The organism is Micromonospora rifamycinica (genome assembly GCF_900090265.1).
GTDB classification, from domain to species: domain Bacteria; phylum Actinomycetota; class Actinomycetes; order Mycobacteriales; family Micromonosporaceae; genus Micromonospora; species Micromonospora rifamycinica.
The window spans coordinates 3,425,597-3,442,696 of sequence record NZ_LT607752.1 but is presented as its reverse complement, the minus strand read 5'-3'; the positions used below and the strand labels follow the sequence as shown (position 1 = coordinate 3,442,696).

The following is a 17,100-nucleotide window of genomic DNA, read 5'->3' as shown; positions in this document are numbered from 1 at the left end:
CGCCGGTACGTCGGTGGCGACCGGCTCAGGTCGGGGCGCTCGTGGCACGGCCGCGCCCGTTCGGGCCGGTCCGCGTCGCGCCCTTGCCCCCGACGAAGGGACACTACGTGAGTCGGCTGTGGAGCCGGTTCGGTGCCCGTACGGCCGCTGTCGCGCTGCTCTCCGTGGGCGTCGCCGGCGGTTTCTATCTGGGCGAAGACCGGGAAACCCAGCAACAGGGCCTGACCGCACAGGTCGGCCTCCAGGTCGACCAGGCCGAGTACGACTACCAGCGTGACCGGCAGGCCGACCACCGGCGGGAGTCCGCCAAGCAGCGGGCCGCCGAGTACCAGGCGAGGCTGCGGGCCGCCGCGGCGGCCAAGGAGGCCGCCCAGCGGGCCAAGGCCGCCGAGGCCGCCGCCGCGTCGCGGAAGAAGGAGCGCGAGGCCGAGGCCAAGGCCAAGGCGGAGGACGGGAAGATCAAGGCATACGCCGGCCCGGTCCCCGCGTCGTGCAGCTCGTACAGCGGGCACCGCAAGACCGGTTGCGCGATGCTCCTCCAGGCGGGCTTCAAGATCGACCAGATGCCCTGCCTGGACAAGCTCTGGAACAAGGAGAGCGGCTGGAACCCCAAGGCCAGCAACTCCTCGTCCGGCGCGTACGGCATCCCGCAGGCGGTGCCGGGCAGCAAGATGAGCTCGATCGCCAGCGACTGGCGGACCAACCCGGTGACCCAGATCAAGTGGGGCCTCGGCTACATCGAGGGCCGGTACGACAACCCGTGCGGCGCCTGGGCCAAGAGCCAGAGCGAAGGCTGGTACTGATCGACGGACACGACGGCGGGGCGGGTGGGCGACCACCCGCCCCGCCGTCGTCGTACCCCCGGTGGCGCGGGACCGAGGTGGCGGTCGTCGAAGAATGCTGATAGCCATGGTGGGGTGACCCTGCACCCGACGGGCGGCGACCCCGACCGGTTCGGCACCGAGGCGTTCTACGCGTCGCTCGGCCGGGCCTTCGTCGCCATGTGCGCGGTGGTGCCGTTCCTCTTCCTCATCGAGGCCCTCGACCAGGGGCTCGGCTTCGGGCTCGACGTGGCCGCCGGGATCATCCCGCAGCGCATCCAGGGGCTCGACGGGGTGTTCTTCTCGCCGTTCCTGCACCACGGCTTCGACCACCTCTACAGCAACAGCATTCCGCTGATCCTGCTCGGCACCTTCGTGCTGGCCGCCGGGGTCCGCCGGTTCCTCTGGTCCACTCTGGTCATCATCCTGGTCAGCGGGCTCGGCGTCTGGTTCACCGGCTCGCCCAACTCGGTGGTCGTCGGGGCCAGCGGGGTCATCTTCGGCTACCTCGGCCTGCTGCTCACCCGGGGCATCGTCGAACGCAGCTGGTGGAACTTCGCGGTGGTGCTGCTGGTCGGTCTCCTCTACGGCTGGCAGCTGCTCGGCATCCTCCCCACCGACGAGCGGATCTCCTGGCAGGGCCACCTGTTCGGGCTGCTCGGCGGGGTGGTCGCGGCGATCCTGTTCCGGCGTCGCCGCCCCCACGACCCGTACGGGCCGTACCGGGTGGAGTCCACGCTGAACTCCTGAGCGTCGACGACCCGCCCGGCGTACGGCAGGGCCGCGCGGTGCTTGCCCGATCGGGACGGCGGGCCTAACGTCGGGATCAGCACGCGTTTATCGCCAGCGGAAAGCGACGGTACGCCCATGCGCGAGGTCGATGTCGCCGTGATCGGAGCAGGCCCGACCGGGCTGTTCGCCGCCTACTACGCGGGCTTCCGCGGTCTGTCGGTGGCGGTGGTGGACGCGCTGCCCGAGCCGGGTGGGCAGATCACCGCCATGTACCCGGAGAAGCTGATCCTCGACGTCGCCGGCTTCCCCGCCGTCAAGGGCCGTGACCTGGTGGCCAACCTGGTCGCCCAGGCTGCGCCCTACCACCCGGAATACCTGCTCGGCACCCGGGCCGAGAAGCTCTCGCACGCCGACGGCAGGCCGGTGCTCGGCCTCTCGGGCGGCGAGGAGCTGCGCTGCGGCGCGGTGGTGGTCACCGGCGGGCTGGGCAGCTTCACCCCGCGTCCACTGCCGGTCGCGGACAGTTTCCTCGGCGGCGGGATCGTCTACTTCGTACCGGACCCGGCCGCGCTGGCCGACCGGGACGTGTTGATCGTCGGCGGCGGTGACTCCGCCTTCGACTGGGCGGCGACCCTGCAACCGCTGGCCCGTTCGGTGACCCTGGTGCACCGCCGCGAGCGCTTCCGGGCGCACGCCGGAACGGTCGCCCGGGTGCTCTCCCTGCCGGTGCGGGTCGTGGTCAACGCCGAGGTGACCCGGCTGCACGGCGACGACACGGTCACCGCCGCCGAGATCACCGTACGGGGTGGCGCGACGGAGACCCTGCCGGTCGACACGGTCGTCGCCGCCCTCGGCTTCACCGCCGACCTGGGTCCGCTGGCCGAGTGGGGGCTGCGGCTGGACCGGCGGCACATCGTGGTGGACAGCGCGATGGCGACGAGCCTGCCCAGGGTCTACGCCGCCGGTGACATCACCGAGTACCCGGGCAAGGTACGGCTGATCGCCACCGGTTTCGGCGAGGCCGCCACCGCGGTCAACAACGCGGCCGTCGCGATCGACCCGGCCGCCCACCTGTTCCCCGGCCACTCCTCCGACGCCGGCTGACCGCCCCGCCCGGGCCGGGGCGCCGGTCGGCGGCGGGCTGCCGGCCGGTGGGCGTCGGGACGCCCGGCCGCCGGTCAGCGTCGGCTGGCACCGGCTCGCCGGTCAGCGCCGGGGTGCCGGGCCGAGCGTCGCGATCAGCACCGCCACCAGGGTGAGCAGCGCGCCGGCCAGGGTGGCCGGTCCCGGGTGCGACGCCGCCGTCGGCAGCACCGCGTCGAGCGCGACGGCACCGACCACCTGACCGGCGATGGTGGCCAGCCCCAGCAGCAGCACCCCGGTGAAGCGGACGATCGCCGCCGCGACCGTGATGAACACGATGCCGATCGGGCCACCCAGGTAGAGCCACGGCTCGGCCGGCAACGCACCACCGGGGACACCCCGGACGGCCACCTCCACGCCGAAGGCGACCAGCAGGGCGGCCGTCCCGACGGCGAAGTTGACCAGGGTGGCGGTGAGCGCGCTGCCCGAGGCCGCCCGGACCAGTCCGTTGACCGCCTGCTGCCAGGCCAGGCCCAGCCCGGCGAGCAGCGGTAGCAGGGCCAGCGCCAGGGTGCCCGGGTCGCCGAGCCGGTCACCGACCGCCAGCAGCACCGCCAGCACGGTCAGCACCGCCCCGGCCAGCCGGGCCACGGTCACCGGCTGCCGGCCGCCCGGTCCGATGCCGGCCCGGTCCACGGCCAGGCTGCTGGCCGACTGCCCGGCGACCACGGCGACGGTGAAGACCGCCACGCCGAGCACGCCGATGGTGAGCCCCTGGGTGGCGACCAGGAGCGCCCCGCACACCCCGCCCAGCGTCTGCCAGGGGCGCAACGCGCCGGAGCGCAGCGACCCACGCAACGCGGCCAGGCCGCGTCGCCCCCCGGGCAGGGCCGGCACCAGCACCAGCAGCACCAGCAGCCCGAGGCCGAAGGAGACCACCGCCGCGGCGATCCCGTCGGCCAGGCGTACGCCCAGCTCGCCGTTGATCCGGGACTGGACGGCCACGCCGACCCCGGCGGCGGTCGCCAGCCCGATCCCGGCGATCCGGCGGGGGGTGGACAGGACGGGTCGGGTCGCCGTTCCGGTTGCGGTCACTCCTGCTCTGCCAGTGGCCTGCCGTCGAAGTCCACCGCCGAGTAGAGGGCCAGCTTCTCCAACCGGTGGTACGAGTCGATCACGCGGATGGTGCCGCTCTTGGACCGCATCACGATCGACTGGGTGTACGCCCCGCCGGCCGCGTACCGCACCCCGCGCAGCAGGTCGCCGGAGGTGACCCCGGTCGCCACGAAGAAGCAGTTGTCCCCGGTGACCAGGTCGTCGGTGCCGAGCACCCGGTCGAGGTCGTGCCCGGCGGCGAGCGCCTTCTCCCGCTCCCGCGCGTCCTGCGGCCAGAGCTTGGCCTGCATCGCGCCGCCCATGCACTTGAGGGCGCAGGCGGAGATGATCCCCTCCGGCGTGCCGCCGATGCCCATCAGCACGTCGACGCCCGACTCGCCCCGGGCGGCGGCGATCGACCCCGCGATGTCGCCGTCGGAGATGAACCGGATGCCCGCCCCGGTCCGCCTGATCTCGCCGACCAGGTCCTGGTGCCGGGAGCGGTCGAGCACGCAGACGGTCACCTCGGCGACGTCGGTGCCCTTGACCTTGGCGATCCGGCGCAGGTTCTCCGCCGGCCCGGCCTCGATGTCCACCACGTCGGCGTACGCCGGGCCGACGGCCAGCTTCTCCATGTAGAAGACGGCGCTCGGGTCGAACATCGCCCCCCGCTCGGAGACGGCCAGCACCGCGAGCGCGTTCGGCATGCCCTTGCTCATCAGCGTGGTGCCGTCGACCGGGTCCACCGCCACGTCGACCTCCGGGCCGGTGCCGTCGCCCACCTGCTCGCCGTTGAACAACATCGGCGCGTTGTCCTTCTCGCCCTCGCCGATCACCACCACGCCACGCATCTGGATCGAGTTGATCAGCTTGCGCATGGCGTCGACGGCTGCCCCGTCGCCGCCCTCCTTGTCGCCCCGGCCGACCCACCGGCCGGCGGCCATCGCCGCGGCCTCGGTGACCCGGACCAGGTCGAGGGCGAGGTTACGGTCGAGGTCCTGCGGGACGCGCGTCCTGGTGTTCGTCATGGCGGCTTCCTCCTCGCGACGGTGCGGGGCGGACCGGCAGGGACGGCGGTCGCCGCTGCCGGCTCTGTCGCTGATCCTCACACGATGCCAGGTCCGGCGGCGGGGCGGGGCGACGGTGGGCGGGATCGCCCTACCGGGCGGCTGCGAGAATGGGACGGTGGAACCCGCACAGCCTGCCGACCGCGTACCCGCCGATCCGACCCCGCCGGACGGCCAGCCGCCGCTGCCCCCGGCCGCCGGGCGGCCGACGGCGGCGCCGGACGGCGGCCGGGTGGCGAAGGCCCGTTCCGAACGTTCGCCGAAGGACATGGCCCTGTCCCTGCTGGTGCTGCTGGTCCCGATCGCCCTGCTGCTCGCCTTCTACCGGGGTTTCCTCGGCGGCGAGCAGCCGACCGTCGTCGACGCCGGCCCCGCCTACGAGCAGGCCCGCGCCGCGAACGCCTTCCCGGTCACCGAACCGTCCGGGCTCGGCTCCGGCTGGCGGACGGTGAGCGCCAGCTTCCGCACCGTCGACGACGGCGCGAACCTGCGGGTGGGCTATCTCACCCCGGAGGGGCGGGGCGCCCAGCTGGTGCAGAGCAACGTGCCGCCGGAGCGGCTGCTCCCCGCCGAGCTGACCGCCGCCGGGCAGCCGCAGGGGCCGGCGGACCTGGGCGGGGCGAGCTGGCAGCGGTACACCGGGCGGGGCAACGAGCAGGCCCTGGTGCTGCTCGAACCGAACCGCACCGTGATCGTGGTCGGGGACGCCCGGGACAACGAGCTGCGCGAGCTGGCCGGCGCGCTGCGCTGACCGGTCACGGGCCGGTGGTCGGTGGCGACGCGGGGGATTGCGGAAGGCGACGTCCGGGAACAGAAGGGATGCGCGCCGGTGCCGGTACGACCGGGCGGGGGCCGCGCGCCACGCCCCCGGCACCCGCCGGGGGCCGGACGACCCGACTGGAGAGCCTGACGTGACCATTCGACGTTTCAGCGCGGCGGTCTTCGCCGCGGCGCTGCTCACCCCCGGCCTGGCCGCCTGCAACAACTCCGGGAGCGGCGAGGCGGGGGCCTCCGCATCCCCGTCGGCCTCCGGCAGCGCCGCCTCGGGCAGCGCCTCGCCCGGCACCTCCGACGCCAAGCAGGCCCTGCTCAACTCCACCAACGAGATCCGTAACGGCAACTTCCGGTTCACCATGACCGGGGTGGGCTCCACCGCCGAGGGGCAGGTGCACCAGCCCAGCCAGAGCGCCCAGATCAAGCTGAGCATCGGTGACGCGTCCTCGGACCTGATGATGAACCTGGACGTGATCCACGCCAAGCCGGACAGCTGGGTGAAGCTGGACCTCGGCGGCACGTCGGCCAGCAGCATCCCCGGGGCGCAGAAGCTCAGCCTCGGCAAGTACCAGCACCTCGACCAGACCCGGATCAAGGGCAACAAGTCGCTCGGCTTCGACTTCGACAAGATCGACCCGGCGGGCAGCGCCGTGCTGACCCAGGGCATCACCGAGGTCCGGCAGACCGGTGAGGGCAGCTACGCCGGCACCCTGGACGTGTCGAAGGCCGCCGAGGCCGGTTCCGTCGACTCGACGGTGATCACCGCGCTGGGCGCGCAGGCGAAGTCGGTGCCGTTCACCGCGAAGCTGGACCCGCAGGGCCGGCTCAGCGAGATGGTGGTCCAGATCCCGGCGGCCGGCCAGAGCGCCGCGCAGGACATCAAGATCACCTACTCCGACTACGGCAACGCCACCGCCGCCCAGAAGCCCGCCGCCGACCAGGTGGTCGAGGCGCCCCAGGAGCTGTACAACCTGTTCAACTAACTGACTCCGGTCGACCGGTGGCGGGATGGTCCCGGACCATCCCGCCACCGGCCCGGTCGGGCCACCGGACGGACCGGCGCGGCAGTGCTGACGGTGCGCGTCCACCGGTAGTACGCTGCGCCGTCATGGGCATCTCCCGGCACGGACGTACCGAGCGCCTCGACCTGGCCGACCCCTCGCTGCGCGAGTGGACCTGCCGGGTGGTGCACGTCGACCCCGAGCGCGGCATCGTGCTGGACCGGTCCGCCTTCTACCCGGGCGGCGGCGGCCAGCCACCGGACCACGGCGTCCTGCTGTGGCAGGGGGTGCAGACCCGGATCGTCGGCACCAGCAAGGGCGACGACCTGTACCTGATCCCGGCCGAGGGCGACCCGGTACCACCGGTCGGTGTCGAGGTCCAGGGGGCGGTCGAGGACGCACGCCGGTTCACGCTGATGCGGACCCACTCCGGGCTGCACGTGCTCTGCGGGGTGGTGTTCCGCGACTTCGGCGCGTTGGTGACCGGCGGCAACATGGAGCCCGGCGAGGCCCGGATGGACTTCAACCTGCCGCAGGTCCCCGAGGGTTTCAAGGGGCTGCTCGAAGAGGCGGTCAACAAGGAACTGGCCACCGACCGGCGGGTCTCCGTACGGGTGCTGCCGCGCGACGAGGCGCTGGCCATCCCCGACATCGTGCGTACCCAGACCAACCTGATCCCCCCGGACGAGCAGGAGGTCCGGATCGTCGACATCGAGGGCCTCGACGTGCAGGCCGACGGCGGCACCCACGTCGCGTCCATCGGGCAGGTGGGGCGGCTCCGGGTCGTCAAGGTGGAGAGCAAGGGCCGGCAGAACCGTCGGGTACGCATCCGCCTCGCCGACTGACCCGTCCGCCCCGCCGGCCCGACCGACCCCGGCCCGTCGCGCGCGGTCAGGACTCCGGGGTCGACCGGGCGGCGTCGATCCGGGCCCGCGCGCCGTCGAGGGCGCGTTGACAGTCCGCGGCGAGCCGCTCGCCGCGCTCCCACAGCGCCAGCGACTCCTCCAACGAGGTGCCACCCGCCTCCAACCGCTCCACCACCTGGGCCAACTCGGCGCGGGCCTGCTCGTAGCTGAGCCGCTCGTCGGGGTTCCGGTCGCTCATCTCGTCCTCGTCTCCTGCACGGTCGCGGTCAGCTCACCCTCGGCGAGGCGTACCCGCAGCGGGTCGCCACCGGCCACCTCGTCGGCCGCCCGGACCACGTGCCCGTCGGTCCGCTGCACGATGGCGTAACCCCGGTCGAGGGTGGCGGCGGGGGAGAGCGCACGCAGCCGGGCCACGGTGTGGCCCAGGTCGTCGGTGGCCGCCCCCAGCCGGTGGGTCAGGCTGCGGATCGAACGGTCGCGCAGCGCGGTCACCTCGACGGCCCGCTGCTCGACCATCACCTGCGGGCGGGCCAGCACCGGGCGGGACCGGAACAGGGCCAGCCGGTGCGACTCCCGGTCGAGCAGGTTGCGGACCGCCCGCTCCAGCCGGGACCGGGCCTGGCCGATCAGGCGTACCTCGTCGGCCAGGTCGGGGACGACCCGCTTGGCCGCGTCCGTGGGGGTGGACGCGCGGACGTCGGCGACGTAGTCGACCAGCGGGGCGTCCGTCTCGTGGCCGATCGCGCTGACCACCGGGGTACGACAGGCGAAGACCGCCCGGCACAGCGCCTCGTCGGAGAAGGGCAGCAGATCCTCGATGCCACCACCGCCCCGGGCCAGGACGATCACGTCGACGTGCTCGTCGGCGTCGAGGACCCGCAGCGCGTCGACGATCTGCGACACCGCCCCCGGCCCCTGCACCGCCACGTTGACCGTGCGGAACTCCACCGCCGGCCAGCGCCGCCGGGCATTGGTCAACACGTCCCGCTCGGCCGCCGACGCCCGACCGGTGATCAGGCCGACCCGCTGCGGCAGGAACGGCGGCCGGCGCTTGCGGGACCTGTCGAACAGCCCCTCGGCGGCGAGCAGCTTCTTGAGTTTCTCCAGCCGGGCCAGCAGCTCACCGAGCCCGACCTGGCGGATCTCGTCGGCGCGTAGGCTGAGCGTGCCCCGGGCCGCGTAGAACTCCGGCTTGGCGTGCAGCACCACCCGGGCGCCCTCGCGCAGCTCCGGCGCACCGGCGTCCAGGACGTCCCGGTTGGTGGTGACGGTGAGGCTGAGATCGGCCGACGGGTCGCGCAGGGTGAGGAAGACGGTGCCCGCTCCCGGCCGGCGGCTGATCTGCGCCACCTGCCCGTCGACCCAGACCCAACCGAGCTTGGCGATCCAGGCGCCGACCTTCTGGCTGACCACCCGGACCGGCCAGGGCTCCTCGGGGGTGCTACGCGGGGCGTCGGTCACCCGCCCACCCTACGGTCCGCCTCCGACGATCCGGGGCGGCCCCGACCGCCCGTGCCGCGCGTCCCGCCGTACCCCCGCTGTGGCCCCGGTCGCAGCCGCTGCCGGGGGAGATGCCGACACGTACGATGGGCGGGTGACCGAGGCTGAGGCGACCCCCAAGACCGGCAAGCGCGTGCTCCTGGCCAAGCCCCGCGGGTACTGCGCGGGGGTCGACCGGGCGGTGCAGACCGTCGAGGAGGCACTGAAGCTCTACGGCGCTCCGATCTACGTCCGCAAGCAGATCGTGCACAACAAGCACGTGGTGCGGACCCTGGAGGCCCAGGGCGCGATCTTCGTGGAGGAGAACGAGGAGGTGCCGGAGGGGGCCACCGTCGTCTTCTCCGCGCACGGCGTCGCCCCCGAGGTCTACGAGCAGGCGAAGGCCCGGTCGCTCAAGGCGATCGACGCGACCTGCCCGCTGGTGACCAAGGTGCACCAGGAGGCCAAGCGGTTCGCCGCAGAGGACTACGACATCCTGCTGATCGGCCACGAGGGGCACGAGGAGGTCATCGGCACCGCCGGGGAGGCCCCCGCCCACATCCAGCTGGTCGACGGCCCCGACGACGCCGACCGGATCACCGTGCGCGACCCGAACAAGGTCGTCTGGCTCTCCCAGACCACCCTGTCGGTGGACGAGACGCTGGAGACGGTGGCCCGGCTCAAGACCCGGCTGCCGCTGCTCCAGTCGCCGCCCAGTGACGACATCTGCTACGCCACCTCCAACCGTCAGCACGTGGTCAAGGAGATCGCCCCGGACTGCGACGTGGTGCTCGTGGTCGGCTCGCGCAACTCGTCCAACTCGGTACGCCTGGTCGAGGTGGCCCTGGACGCCGGTGCCCGCGCCGGGTATCTGATCGACTTCGCCCACGAGATCGACGACGCCTGGCTCGCCGGTGCCGGCACCGTCGGGCTGACCTCCGGCGCGAGCGTGCCGGACGAACTGGTCCAGGAGGTGCTGGCCTACCTCGCCGAGCGGGGCTTCACCGACGTCGACGAGGTGGTCACCGCCAACGAGCGGCTGACCTTCTCGCTGCCGCAGGAACTCAAGCGCGACATGAAGGCCGCCGCCCGCGGCTGACCCTGGATCAGCCGCGGGCGGGGATCGTGCGTGGCGACCCCGGCACGGGGCGGTGCGCCGACCGTGCCCGGCGGTGGCCCGCCGGCCTCGGTCTTCGTCGTTGGCGGTGGCGGAGTGGAGCACCGGTACGCCCGGCGGGTTCGCGGCGGACGGAACGGATCACGGACGGGGCGCGTCGCAGTGGGTATGAGAACTCCTCGGATGGCGGTCGTCGTGCTGCTGACCGCCGGTGTGGCGCTCGCCGGCTGTGGTGACGGTGCCGACGTCACCGGGCCGCCGGCCGTCCCGACCAGTTCCCCGCCGCCCACGGTCACCCCCTCGGACCCGGTCACCCCGTCGGACGCCGTGCCGCCGTCCGCGCCGCCGGGCTCGGTGGCCCCGTCCGCACCACCGGCCGGGTCGGTGCCGCCCGGCGGGCTGAAGCCGCCGCCCGGTGTGAAGCCGCCGCCCGGTGGCCCACGGCTGCCGCCCGGTCCGGGCGCGACGGAGCTGACCGGCACCGTCGAGGCGGGGGTCGAGCCGGGGTGCCTGCTGCTCGACGGTCACCAGTTGGTCGGCGGCCCCACCGACGTGCTCGTGAAGGGAGCCCGGGTCACCGTCACCGGCCGGGCACAACCCGACCTGACGAGCACCTGCCAGCAGGGTGTCCCGTTCCTGGTGGAATCCGCCCGCCGCTCCTGACCCGCCCGGCTCGGGTCGGCCCGGCCCGGGTGGACGCGATGTCGCCGATATTGCGGTGTCCAGCCGCCCTGATACCGCCACATCGGCGACATTGCGCCCCGCGCCGCCCGCGTACCCCGCCCAGCGCCCCGCGCGCCCCGCCGCGTGCGGGGTCAGGGCCGGTCGTCGGTGGGGAGCAGCTCGGGGGCCTGGGGCTGGCGGGGGGCCACCTCGACCTGGCCGGGCGTGGTCAGCTCCTGGTCGGAGACGCCCAGCTCGGCCAGCTTGCGCGCACTGACCAGCACCCGCGCCTCCAACGAACCGACCGCCCGGTTGTACGCCGTCACCGCGCCGCCGAGCGAGGTACCGAGCTTGCCGACGTGCTCGCCCAGGGTGGACAGTCGGCCGTACAGCTCGCGGGCCAGCGAGTGCACCGCCACCGCGTTGCGGGCCAGCGCCTCCTGCCGCCACGAGTACGCCACCGTCCGCAGCAGCGCGACCAGGGTGGCCGGGGTGGCCAGCACCACGTTGCGGGCGAACGCGTGCTCCAACAGCGTCGGGTCGCGCTGCAGCGCCACGTCCAGGAACGGGTCGGCCGGCACGAACAGCACCACGAACTCCGGGGTGTCGTCGAACGCCGCCCAGTAGGTCTTCGCGGCCAGCGCGTCGACATGCCCACGCAGGTGTTTGGCGTGCCGGTCGAGGTGGGTGTCCCGGCTGCGCTCGTCGCGTGCCTCCATCGCCGTCAGGTAGGCGTCGAAGGGGGCCTTGGCGTCCACCACCACCGTGCGCCCGCCGTGCAGCCGGACCACCAGGTCGGGGCGGACCCCCTGGTGGTCGGTGGCGGCGGTGACCTGCTCACTGAAGTCGCAGTGCTCCAGCATGCCGGCCGCCTCGACGATCCGGCGGAGCTGGTGCTCGCCCCAGCGCCCGCGTACCTGCGGGGCGCGTAGCGCGGCGACCAGCTGCTTGGTCTCGGTGCGCAGCTCGCTCGAGACGGCCCCCATCGAGCGGACCTGTTCGCGCAGCTCGGCGTAGGCGTCGACCCGGTCCCGTTCCAGCTCGCCGACCCGGGTCTCGTAGCGGCGCAGGGTGTCGTGCAGCGGGGCGACCGCGCGGGCCACCGCCTCCTGGGACTGGGCGGTCGCCTCGTAGCTCAGCGCCCGCATCGACTGCTCCAGCCGGCTCTCGCCCTCCCGGGTGGCGGCGAGGGTGGCCTCCAGCCGGGCGATCTCGGTGGCCGACCGGGCGCGGGCGGCGTACCAGCCGACCGCGCCGCCGGCGGCGAGGCAGACCACCACCACGGCCAGCGTCGAGAAGTCCATCACCAGAGCTTGCCAAACGGGTACGACTCGACGCCCCCGGGTACGTTCGGGGGATGGAATTTCTGCTCGTGCTCATCCTGGTCGCCATGCTGGCCGGTGGTTTCGTCTGGTGGCGGCGGGAGAAGGCGGCCCGGGAGGCGCGCAGCCTCGCCGACGTGCGCGCCGACGCCCAGCGCTGGTACGAACGCCTCGGCGGCCAGGTGATGAACCTGCACGGCGACGAGCCGGCGGTACGCCAGGCCCTGGTCGACGCGGGTGAGCGGTACAACGCGGCGGGCAGCCAGCTGGAGCAGGCACGCACCGTCCACCAGTTCCGGCTGGCCCGGGAGACCGCCCTGGAGGGGCTCGCCTACGCCCGGGCCGCCCGGGTGGCGCTCGGCCTGGACCCCGGGCCGGAGCTGCCCCCGCTGGCCGCCGCGCAGGGGGCCGGGGAGATCACCCGGGACCGTCAGGTGGACGTGCAGGGGCAGACCTTCAGGGCCGGTCCGCAGCCCGGCCGGGACACCCCGTACTACTACCCGGGCGGGCGCTACCAGGGGCGGCCGGTGCCGGCCGGCTGGTACTCGACGCCCTGGTGGAAGACCGCGCTGGGGGCCGGCGTCGGCGTGGTCGGCGGGATGCTGATCGCCGACGCGCTCTTCTCGCCGGCCTTCGCCGACCCCGGTTACGACGCCGGCTACCAGGAGGGCTTCGGCGACGGCGCGGACTTCGGCGGCGACTTCGGCACCGCGGGCGACTTCGGTGGTGGTGACTTCGGTGGGGGCGACTTCGGCGGCGGTGATTTCGGGGGCGGCGACTTCTGACGCCGGATGCCCCTGCCGCCGCGGCGGCAGGGGCAGGGGTGGCGTCGGTCAGCCGGTGTTGCGCATCCCGGCGGCGATGCCGTTGACCGTGGTGAGCAGGGCGCGCTCCAGAGCCGTACCGTCGCTGGGGGCGCGTCGGCCACCCGGCGCGGTGGCCACCGCCCGGCCGGCGGCGCCGGAGTCGCGGTACTGCCGCAGCAGGGCCACCTGGAGGTGGTGCAGCGGCTCCAGGTAGGTGTCGCGCACCGCGAGGGTGCGCTGGAGCACCGGCGAGTTCTCCAGCAGGGCCGGCGACGAGGTGACCGCCAGCACCTCCTGCTTGGTCAGCTCGTACTCCTGCTCGATCTTGTCGAAGATCGGGTGCAGCTGCTCGGGGACCAGCGTCTCCACGTACCGGCGGGCGATGCTGAGGTCGGTCTTGGTCAGCATCATCTCCACGTTCGACAGGAACGTGCGGAAGAAGTGCCAGTTGCGGTTCATCTCGGCCAGCACGTCCTCCAGGCCCGCCGCGCGGGCGGCGGCCAGGCCGGAGCCGACCCCGAACCAGCCCGGCACGATCTGCCGGGTCTGCGTCCAGCCGAACACCCACGGGATGGCCCGCAGCCCGCCCAGACCGGCCCCGGTGTTGGGCCGCTTCGCCGGCCGGGAGCCGATGTTGAGCGCGCCCAGCAGTTCGGTCGGCGTGGACGCCCAGAAGTACGCCGGCAGGTCCGGATCCTCGACCAGGCCACGGTAGGACCGGAAGGCCGACTCGGAGACCACGTCCATCGCCGCGTCCCAGCGTTCGAGCTGTTCGGCGGGCTGCCGGGGGGCGGTGTGCAGCAGCGTCGCCTGGAGCACCGCGGCCACGGTCAGCTCCAGGTTCTCCCGGGCCAGCGCCGGCAGGGTGTACTTGTCGGAGATGACCTCGCCCTGCTCGGTCACCTTGATCGCGCCGTCCAGGGTGCCGTACGGCTGGGCCAGGATGGCCTCGTGGGTGGGGCCGCCGCCCCGGCCGACGGTGCCGCCCCGGCCGTGGAACAGCCGCAGGTGCACGCCGTGCCGGGCGGCCACGTCCCGCAGCGCCCGCTGGGCCCGGTGGATGGACCACTGGCTGGTGGTGATGCCGGCCTCCTTGTTGGAGTCGGAGTAGCCCAGCATCACCTCCTGCACGTCGCCCCGGGCCGCCACCAGCGCCCGGTAGGCCGGCAGGGACAGCAGCTCGTCGAGCAGCTCACCGCCGGCGTTCAGCTCGGCCGGGGTCTCCAGCAGCGGCACGAAGCCGATCCGGGCCCGCCCGGTGTGCACGTCGACCAGGCCGGCCTCCCGGGCCAGCACCACCGCGGCGAGGACGTCGTCCACGCCGAGCGTCATCGAGATGATGTACGACTCGATGACCTCGCCGCCGAACCGGTCCTGCGCCTCGCGGACCGCCCCGAACACGTCGAACGTCTTGCGCGCCGCCTCGGTCAACGGGGTGTCCAGCGCGGACAGCGGCCGGCGGCCGGTCAGCTCGTCGGCGAGCAGCTTGGTGCGCTCCAGCCGGCTCAGCGACGGGTAGTCCGACACCTCGCCGACCGCCGCGTAGAGCTGGGTGAGCACCTCGTGGTGCTTCTCGGCGTGCTCCCGGACGTCCATGGTGGCCAGGTGCAGGCCGAACGCGGAGACGGTACGGATGGTCGACGCCAGCCGGCCGACGGCGGTGAGCTGCCCGGAGTTGCGGGCCAGCGAGGCGCGCAGCAGTTCCAGGTCGGCGACCAGCTCGGCGGAGCCCTGGTAGTCCCGGCCGGGCACGTGCGGGGTGCCGGCGCGCAGCCGCTCCCGGGTGTTGGCCAGCTTCGCCTTCACGCAGCGGGCCTTGAGCCGGTAGGGCTCCTCGGCGTTGACCCGGCGGAAGCGGGGGGCCACCTCGGGCAGCGCGTCCAGGTCAGCGGCGAGGCTGGCCGACAGGTCCAGCGACACGGCGCGCAGCCGGCGGGAGACGGAGACCTCGTTGACCAGGTGCTCCATCGCCGCCTCGGTGGCCGCGATGCCGTGCTCGTGCTGGATGCGCAGCACCTCGCGGGTGACGGCGGGGGTGACGAACGGGTTGCCGTCCCGGTCGCCGCCGATCCAGGTGCCGAAGGTCAGCGGGCGGGACGTCGGCGAGGTCTCCACGCCGAGGGTGCGCAGCGTGTCGGCCAGGTCGTCGAGGACCTGCGGGGCGGCCTCGGCGTACAGGTCGCGCAGGTAGTAGATCGCGTTGCGGGCCTCGTCGGTCGGGTCGGGCCGGTCGAGGCGCAGCTCGTCGGTCTGCCACATCAGGTCGAGGAGTTCGGCGAGACGACGGTTGGCCGGGGCCTCGTCGCTGGCGCCGTAGAGGATGGCGTTGGCGGTCTCGGCGTCCAGCTCGTCGGCGATGGCGCGCAGCTTGGACAGGATCGACCGGCGGGCCGCCTCGGTGGGGTGGGCGGTGAAGACGGGGCGTACCGCGAGCCGGCGGGCGGCGGCGGCGATCTCCTCGGCCGGCACGCCGCGCTCGGCGATCATCTTGGCGGCCTGGTCCAGCCAGCCGCCCTGGATCGCCCGGCGGCGGCGCAGGTCCCGGGCGCGGTGCACCTGCTCGGTGATGTTGGCCAGGTGGAAGTAGGTAGAGAAGGCGCGGGCCAGCCGGGTGCCGGTGGTCACGTCGAGCCCGCCGAGGCGCTGGGCGGCGGCCGGCGCGTCGGAGCGGACCTGGGCGCGGATCTCCTCGACCAGGTCGAGCAGCGGTCGACCCTCCTGGCGGGCCAGGGTCTGACCGAGCAGGGTGCCGAGCCGGCGGATGTCGGCCCGCAGGGCGGCGTCGGGCCCGTCGTGATCGTGCTGGTCGGTCACGTGCGCTCCTTACGTGAGTACGAAGGACAGCGCTGTCCGACTCCCTGGATGGTATCCGCGCGGCCCGGTCGGGGAGGAAGGGGTGCGGTGTGTCACGTTCCCCACGATCGGGGCGACCTCACCGGGTGGCTCCCGCCGAACCGGCCCGTCGGCTGCGGAACAGGGCGGCGGTGAGCAGGCCGGACACCCCGAGGACGGCCCAGAGCAGCAGCCCGGTCAGCGGCCAGCGGGTGGACCGCCAGTCGAAGTAGACCACCGACTTGAGTAGGTCGGTGGCGAGGCCGGGGACGTTCCAGCGGTGCATGCCGCGCAGCGCGGCGGGCAGGAACTCCGGGGCGTAGATGCCGCCGGAGCCGGGGTTGCCGAGCACCACCAGCAGCAGGATCACCAGCCCGGTGCCGAGCAGCCCCAGCCAGCCCTGCACCGCGGCGGCCACCATCGCGGCGGTGAAGACGGTGAGCATGCCGACCGCCGCCACCGCGACCAGGTCGTGGTCCCAGACACCGAGCACCGGGCCGACCAGCACCGCGCCGATGGTCCCGAGCAGCACCGCGTGCACCGCCAACGAGCCGATCCGCAGCCCGGCCCGGCGCAGGCCGCGTGGGGCGGTGCCGAGCGAGACGCCGAGCGCGGTCGAGGCCAGGTAACCGCCGAGCACCAGCCCGACGGCCAGGTAGAACGGCACCAGGCCGCGCGGGTCGTCGGGGGAGACGGGCACCTGGTCGGTGACGGTCAGCGGCAGTCGGGCCTGCTGGGCGGCCGGGGTGAGGACCTGGGTGACCAGTTCGGTGGCGGCCGGGGCGGAGGCGCTGGCGGTGGTCAGGACGAGCGTGCCGTCGGGGGTCGAGGTCAGCACGGCGTACACCTGGCGGGCGGTGAGCGCGTCGTCGGCCGCGCCGGGGCTGTCGTACCCGACGGGTTCGATGGTGTCGGTGCGGGCGCGCACGGCGGTCAGTAGCGCCTCGGCGCGCTGGTCGCCGGTCACCACGCCGACCGGCACGTCCCGGGGGTGCGGCTGGTGCAGCGCGCCGACGTAGGCCGCGATGAACGCGGTGGCCAGCGCCAGCGTGCCGACCAGCAGCGCCACCGTGCGGGGCAGCCAGTCCCGGGTACGCGGCTCCTCGTCCACATCGCCCAGCCTATGGGTATAACGCCTGGTCTGTAGGTTTTTGTCGGGTCGCGCTGTCGCTGTCGAGCGCACCACCTGGCGCGACACCGCGAACTCCGCGCGCAGCCCGGTACCCGAGGGCAGCTCGCCTCACCGCACCGTGCCCGGCGTACCCAGTCAAGATCCGCCGGACGGCCCGGCATGGGCGGAGAAGGGCGAAGGTGCCGTGCAGGGACTGCACGGCACCTTCGGGGTTGCCGCGAGGTGGGCCACCCGGTGCCCGGCTGGGGGTGTCGGGCACCCCCGTACGGGCCCGCGTACCCCCGTCCGGCCGCCTGTCCGGTGACCGTTC

At 73.8% G+C, this 17,100-nt stretch carries 16 protein-coding genes; 9 read left to right on the top strand and 7 right to left on the bottom strand.

Going from position 1 to position 17,100, the window contains the following annotated elements:
• Positions 1–107: 107 nt before the first annotated feature.
• The 3 genes from GA0070623_RS13990 (at position 108) to GA0070623_RS13980 (ending at position 2,657) form a co-directional block, all read left to right on the top strand.
• Positions 108–803, top strand: coding sequence for an aggregation-promoting factor C-terminal-like domain-containing protein (locus GA0070623_RS13990; RefSeq protein WP_067302846.1), 696 nt, complete (start codon positions 108–110; stop codon positions 801–803).
• Between the two features lie 114 nt (positions 804–917).
• The gene (locus GA0070623_RS13985) at positions 918–1,571 is read left to right on the top strand and encodes a rhomboid family intramembrane serine protease (protein WP_067302843.1); all 654 of its coding nucleotides are present in this window, start codon (positions 918–920) and stop codon (positions 1,569–1,571) included.
• 117 nt (positions 1,572–1,688) lie between these two features.
• The gene (locus GA0070623_RS13980) at positions 1,689–2,657 is read left to right on the top strand and encodes an NAD(P)/FAD-dependent oxidoreductase (protein WP_067302841.1); all 969 of its coding nucleotides are present in this window, start codon (positions 1,689–1,691) and stop codon (positions 2,655–2,657) included.
• Positions 2,658–2,759: 102 nt separating this feature from the next.
• Here GA0070623_RS13980 and GA0070623_RS13975 read toward each other — a convergent pair whose 3' ends face one another.
• Both GA0070623_RS13975 and glpX read right to left on the bottom strand, forming a co-directional pair.
• Positions 2,760–3,731, bottom strand: a complete 972-nt coding sequence (locus GA0070623_RS13975) for a DMT family transporter (protein WP_067302838.1) — start codon at positions 3,729–3,731, stop codon at positions 2,760–2,762.
• Positions 3,728–4,759: a class II fructose-bisphosphatase gene (gene glpX, locus GA0070623_RS13970; protein WP_067302834.1), complete on the bottom strand. Its 1,032-nt coding sequence runs from the start codon at positions 4,757–4,759 to the stop codon at positions 3,728–3,730. The genes GA0070623_RS13975 and glpX overlap by 4 nt, the downstream gene beginning before the upstream one ends.
• Before the next feature lie 157 nt (positions 4,760–4,916).
• Between glpX and GA0070623_RS13965 the strand changes: the two genes are divergently transcribed.
• From GA0070623_RS13965 to GA0070623_RS13955, 3 genes are all read left to right on the top strand, one after another.
• Entirely contained in the window at positions 4,917–5,549 is a 633-nt protein-coding gene (locus GA0070623_RS13965; protein ID WP_067302831.1) for a DUF4245 domain-containing protein, read from the top strand.
• 160 nt (positions 5,550–5,709) lie between these two features.
• Positions 5,710–6,555 (top strand): hypothetical protein, encoded by an 846-nt coding sequence (locus tag GA0070623_RS13960; protein WP_067302828.1) that lies wholly within the window; start codon positions 5,710–5,712, stop codon positions 6,553–6,555.
• 125 nt (positions 6,556–6,680) lie between these two features.
• A complete protein-coding gene (locus GA0070623_RS13955) occupies positions 6,681–7,418 on the top strand; it encodes an alanyl-tRNA editing protein (RefSeq protein WP_067302825.1) in 738 nt (245 codons plus the stop codon).
• Between the two features lie 46 nt (positions 7,419–7,464).
• Here GA0070623_RS13955 and GA0070623_RS13950 read toward each other — a convergent pair whose 3' ends face one another.
• Both GA0070623_RS13950 and xseA read right to left on the bottom strand, forming a co-directional pair.
• Positions 7,465–7,677, bottom strand: coding sequence for an exodeoxyribonuclease VII small subunit (locus GA0070623_RS13950; RefSeq protein WP_067302822.1), 213 nt, complete (start codon positions 7,675–7,677; stop codon positions 7,465–7,467).
• Entirely contained in the window at positions 7,674–8,900 is a 1,227-nt protein-coding gene (gene xseA, locus GA0070623_RS13945; RefSeq protein WP_084261076.1) for an exodeoxyribonuclease VII large subunit, read from the bottom strand. The genes GA0070623_RS13950 and xseA overlap by 4 nt, the downstream gene beginning before the upstream one ends.
• Before the next feature lie 133 nt (positions 8,901–9,033).
• On the opposite strand from xseA, the gene GA0070623_RS13940 reads away from it, so the two are divergent.
• Both GA0070623_RS13940 and GA0070623_RS13935 read left to right on the top strand, forming a co-directional pair.
• The gene (locus GA0070623_RS13940; protein ID WP_067302820.1) at positions 9,034–10,017 is read left to right on the top strand and encodes a 4-hydroxy-3-methylbut-2-enyl diphosphate reductase; all 984 of its coding nucleotides are present in this window, start codon (positions 9,034–9,036) and stop codon (positions 10,015–10,017) included.
• A gap of 186 nt (positions 10,018–10,203) precedes the next feature.
• The gene (locus GA0070623_RS13935) at positions 10,204–10,698 is read left to right on the top strand and encodes an RAD23 family protein (protein ID WP_067302817.1); all 495 of its coding nucleotides are present in this window, start codon (positions 10,204–10,206) and stop codon (positions 10,696–10,698) included.
• 152 nt (positions 10,699–10,850) lie between these two features.
• On the opposite strand, the gene GA0070623_RS13930 is transcribed toward GA0070623_RS13935, so the two are convergent.
• A complete protein-coding gene (locus tag GA0070623_RS13930; protein WP_067302814.1) occupies positions 10,851–12,002 on the bottom strand; it encodes a DNA recombination protein RmuC in 1,152 nt (383 codons plus the stop codon).
• A 53-nt stretch (positions 12,003–12,055) separates the two neighbouring features.
• Between GA0070623_RS13930 and GA0070623_RS13925 the strand changes: the two genes are divergently transcribed.
• Entirely contained in the window at positions 12,056–12,805 is a 750-nt protein-coding gene (locus GA0070623_RS13925; RefSeq protein ID WP_067302811.1) for a hypothetical protein, read from the top strand.
• A 48-nt stretch (positions 12,806–12,853) separates the two neighbouring features.
• On the opposite strand, the gene ppc is transcribed toward GA0070623_RS13925, so the two are convergent.
• Together ppc and GA0070623_RS13915 are read right to left on the bottom strand one after the other, a co-directional pair.
• The gene (gene ppc, locus GA0070623_RS13920; RefSeq protein ID WP_067302808.1) at positions 12,854–15,640 is read right to left on the bottom strand and encodes a phosphoenolpyruvate carboxylase; all 2,787 of its coding nucleotides are present in this window, start codon (positions 15,638–15,640) and stop codon (positions 12,854–12,856) included.
• Between the two features lie 118 nt (positions 15,641–15,758).
• Positions 15,759–16,769, bottom strand: a complete 1,011-nt coding sequence (locus tag GA0070623_RS13915) for a hypothetical protein (RefSeq protein ID WP_067302805.1) — start codon at positions 16,767–16,769, stop codon at positions 15,759–15,761.
• Positions 16,770–17,100 lie beyond the last annotated feature (331 nt).

Bases quoted from the DNA above. Each gene is read 5' to 3' on its own strand.
- GA0070623_RS13955 (WP_067302825.1), top strand. From the start codon at position 6,681: ATGGGCATCTCCCGGCACGGACGTACCGAGCGCCTCGACCTGGCCGAC.
- GA0070623_RS13930 (WP_067302814.1), bottom strand. From the start codon at position 12,002: ATGGACTTCTCGACGCTGGCCGTGGTGGTGGTCTGCCTCGCCGCCGGC.
- GA0070623_RS13980 (WP_067302841.1), top strand. From the start codon at position 1,689: ATGCGCGAGGTCGATGTCGCCGTGATCGGAGCAGGCCCGACCGGGCTG.
- glpX (WP_067302834.1), bottom strand. From the start codon at position 4,759: ATGACGAACACCAGGACGCGCGTCCCGCAGGACCTCGACCGTAACCTC.
- GA0070623_RS13950 (WP_067302822.1), bottom strand. From the start codon at position 7,677: ATGAGCGACCGGAACCCCGACGAGCGGCTCAGCTACGAGCAGGCCCGC.
- GA0070623_RS13925 (WP_067302811.1), top strand. From the start codon at position 12,056: ATGGAATTTCTGCTCGTGCTCATCCTGGTCGCCATGCTGGCCGGTGGT.
- GA0070623_RS13935 (WP_067302817.1), top strand. From the start codon at position 10,204: ATGAGAACTCCTCGGATGGCGGTCGTCGTGCTGCTGACCGCCGGTGTG.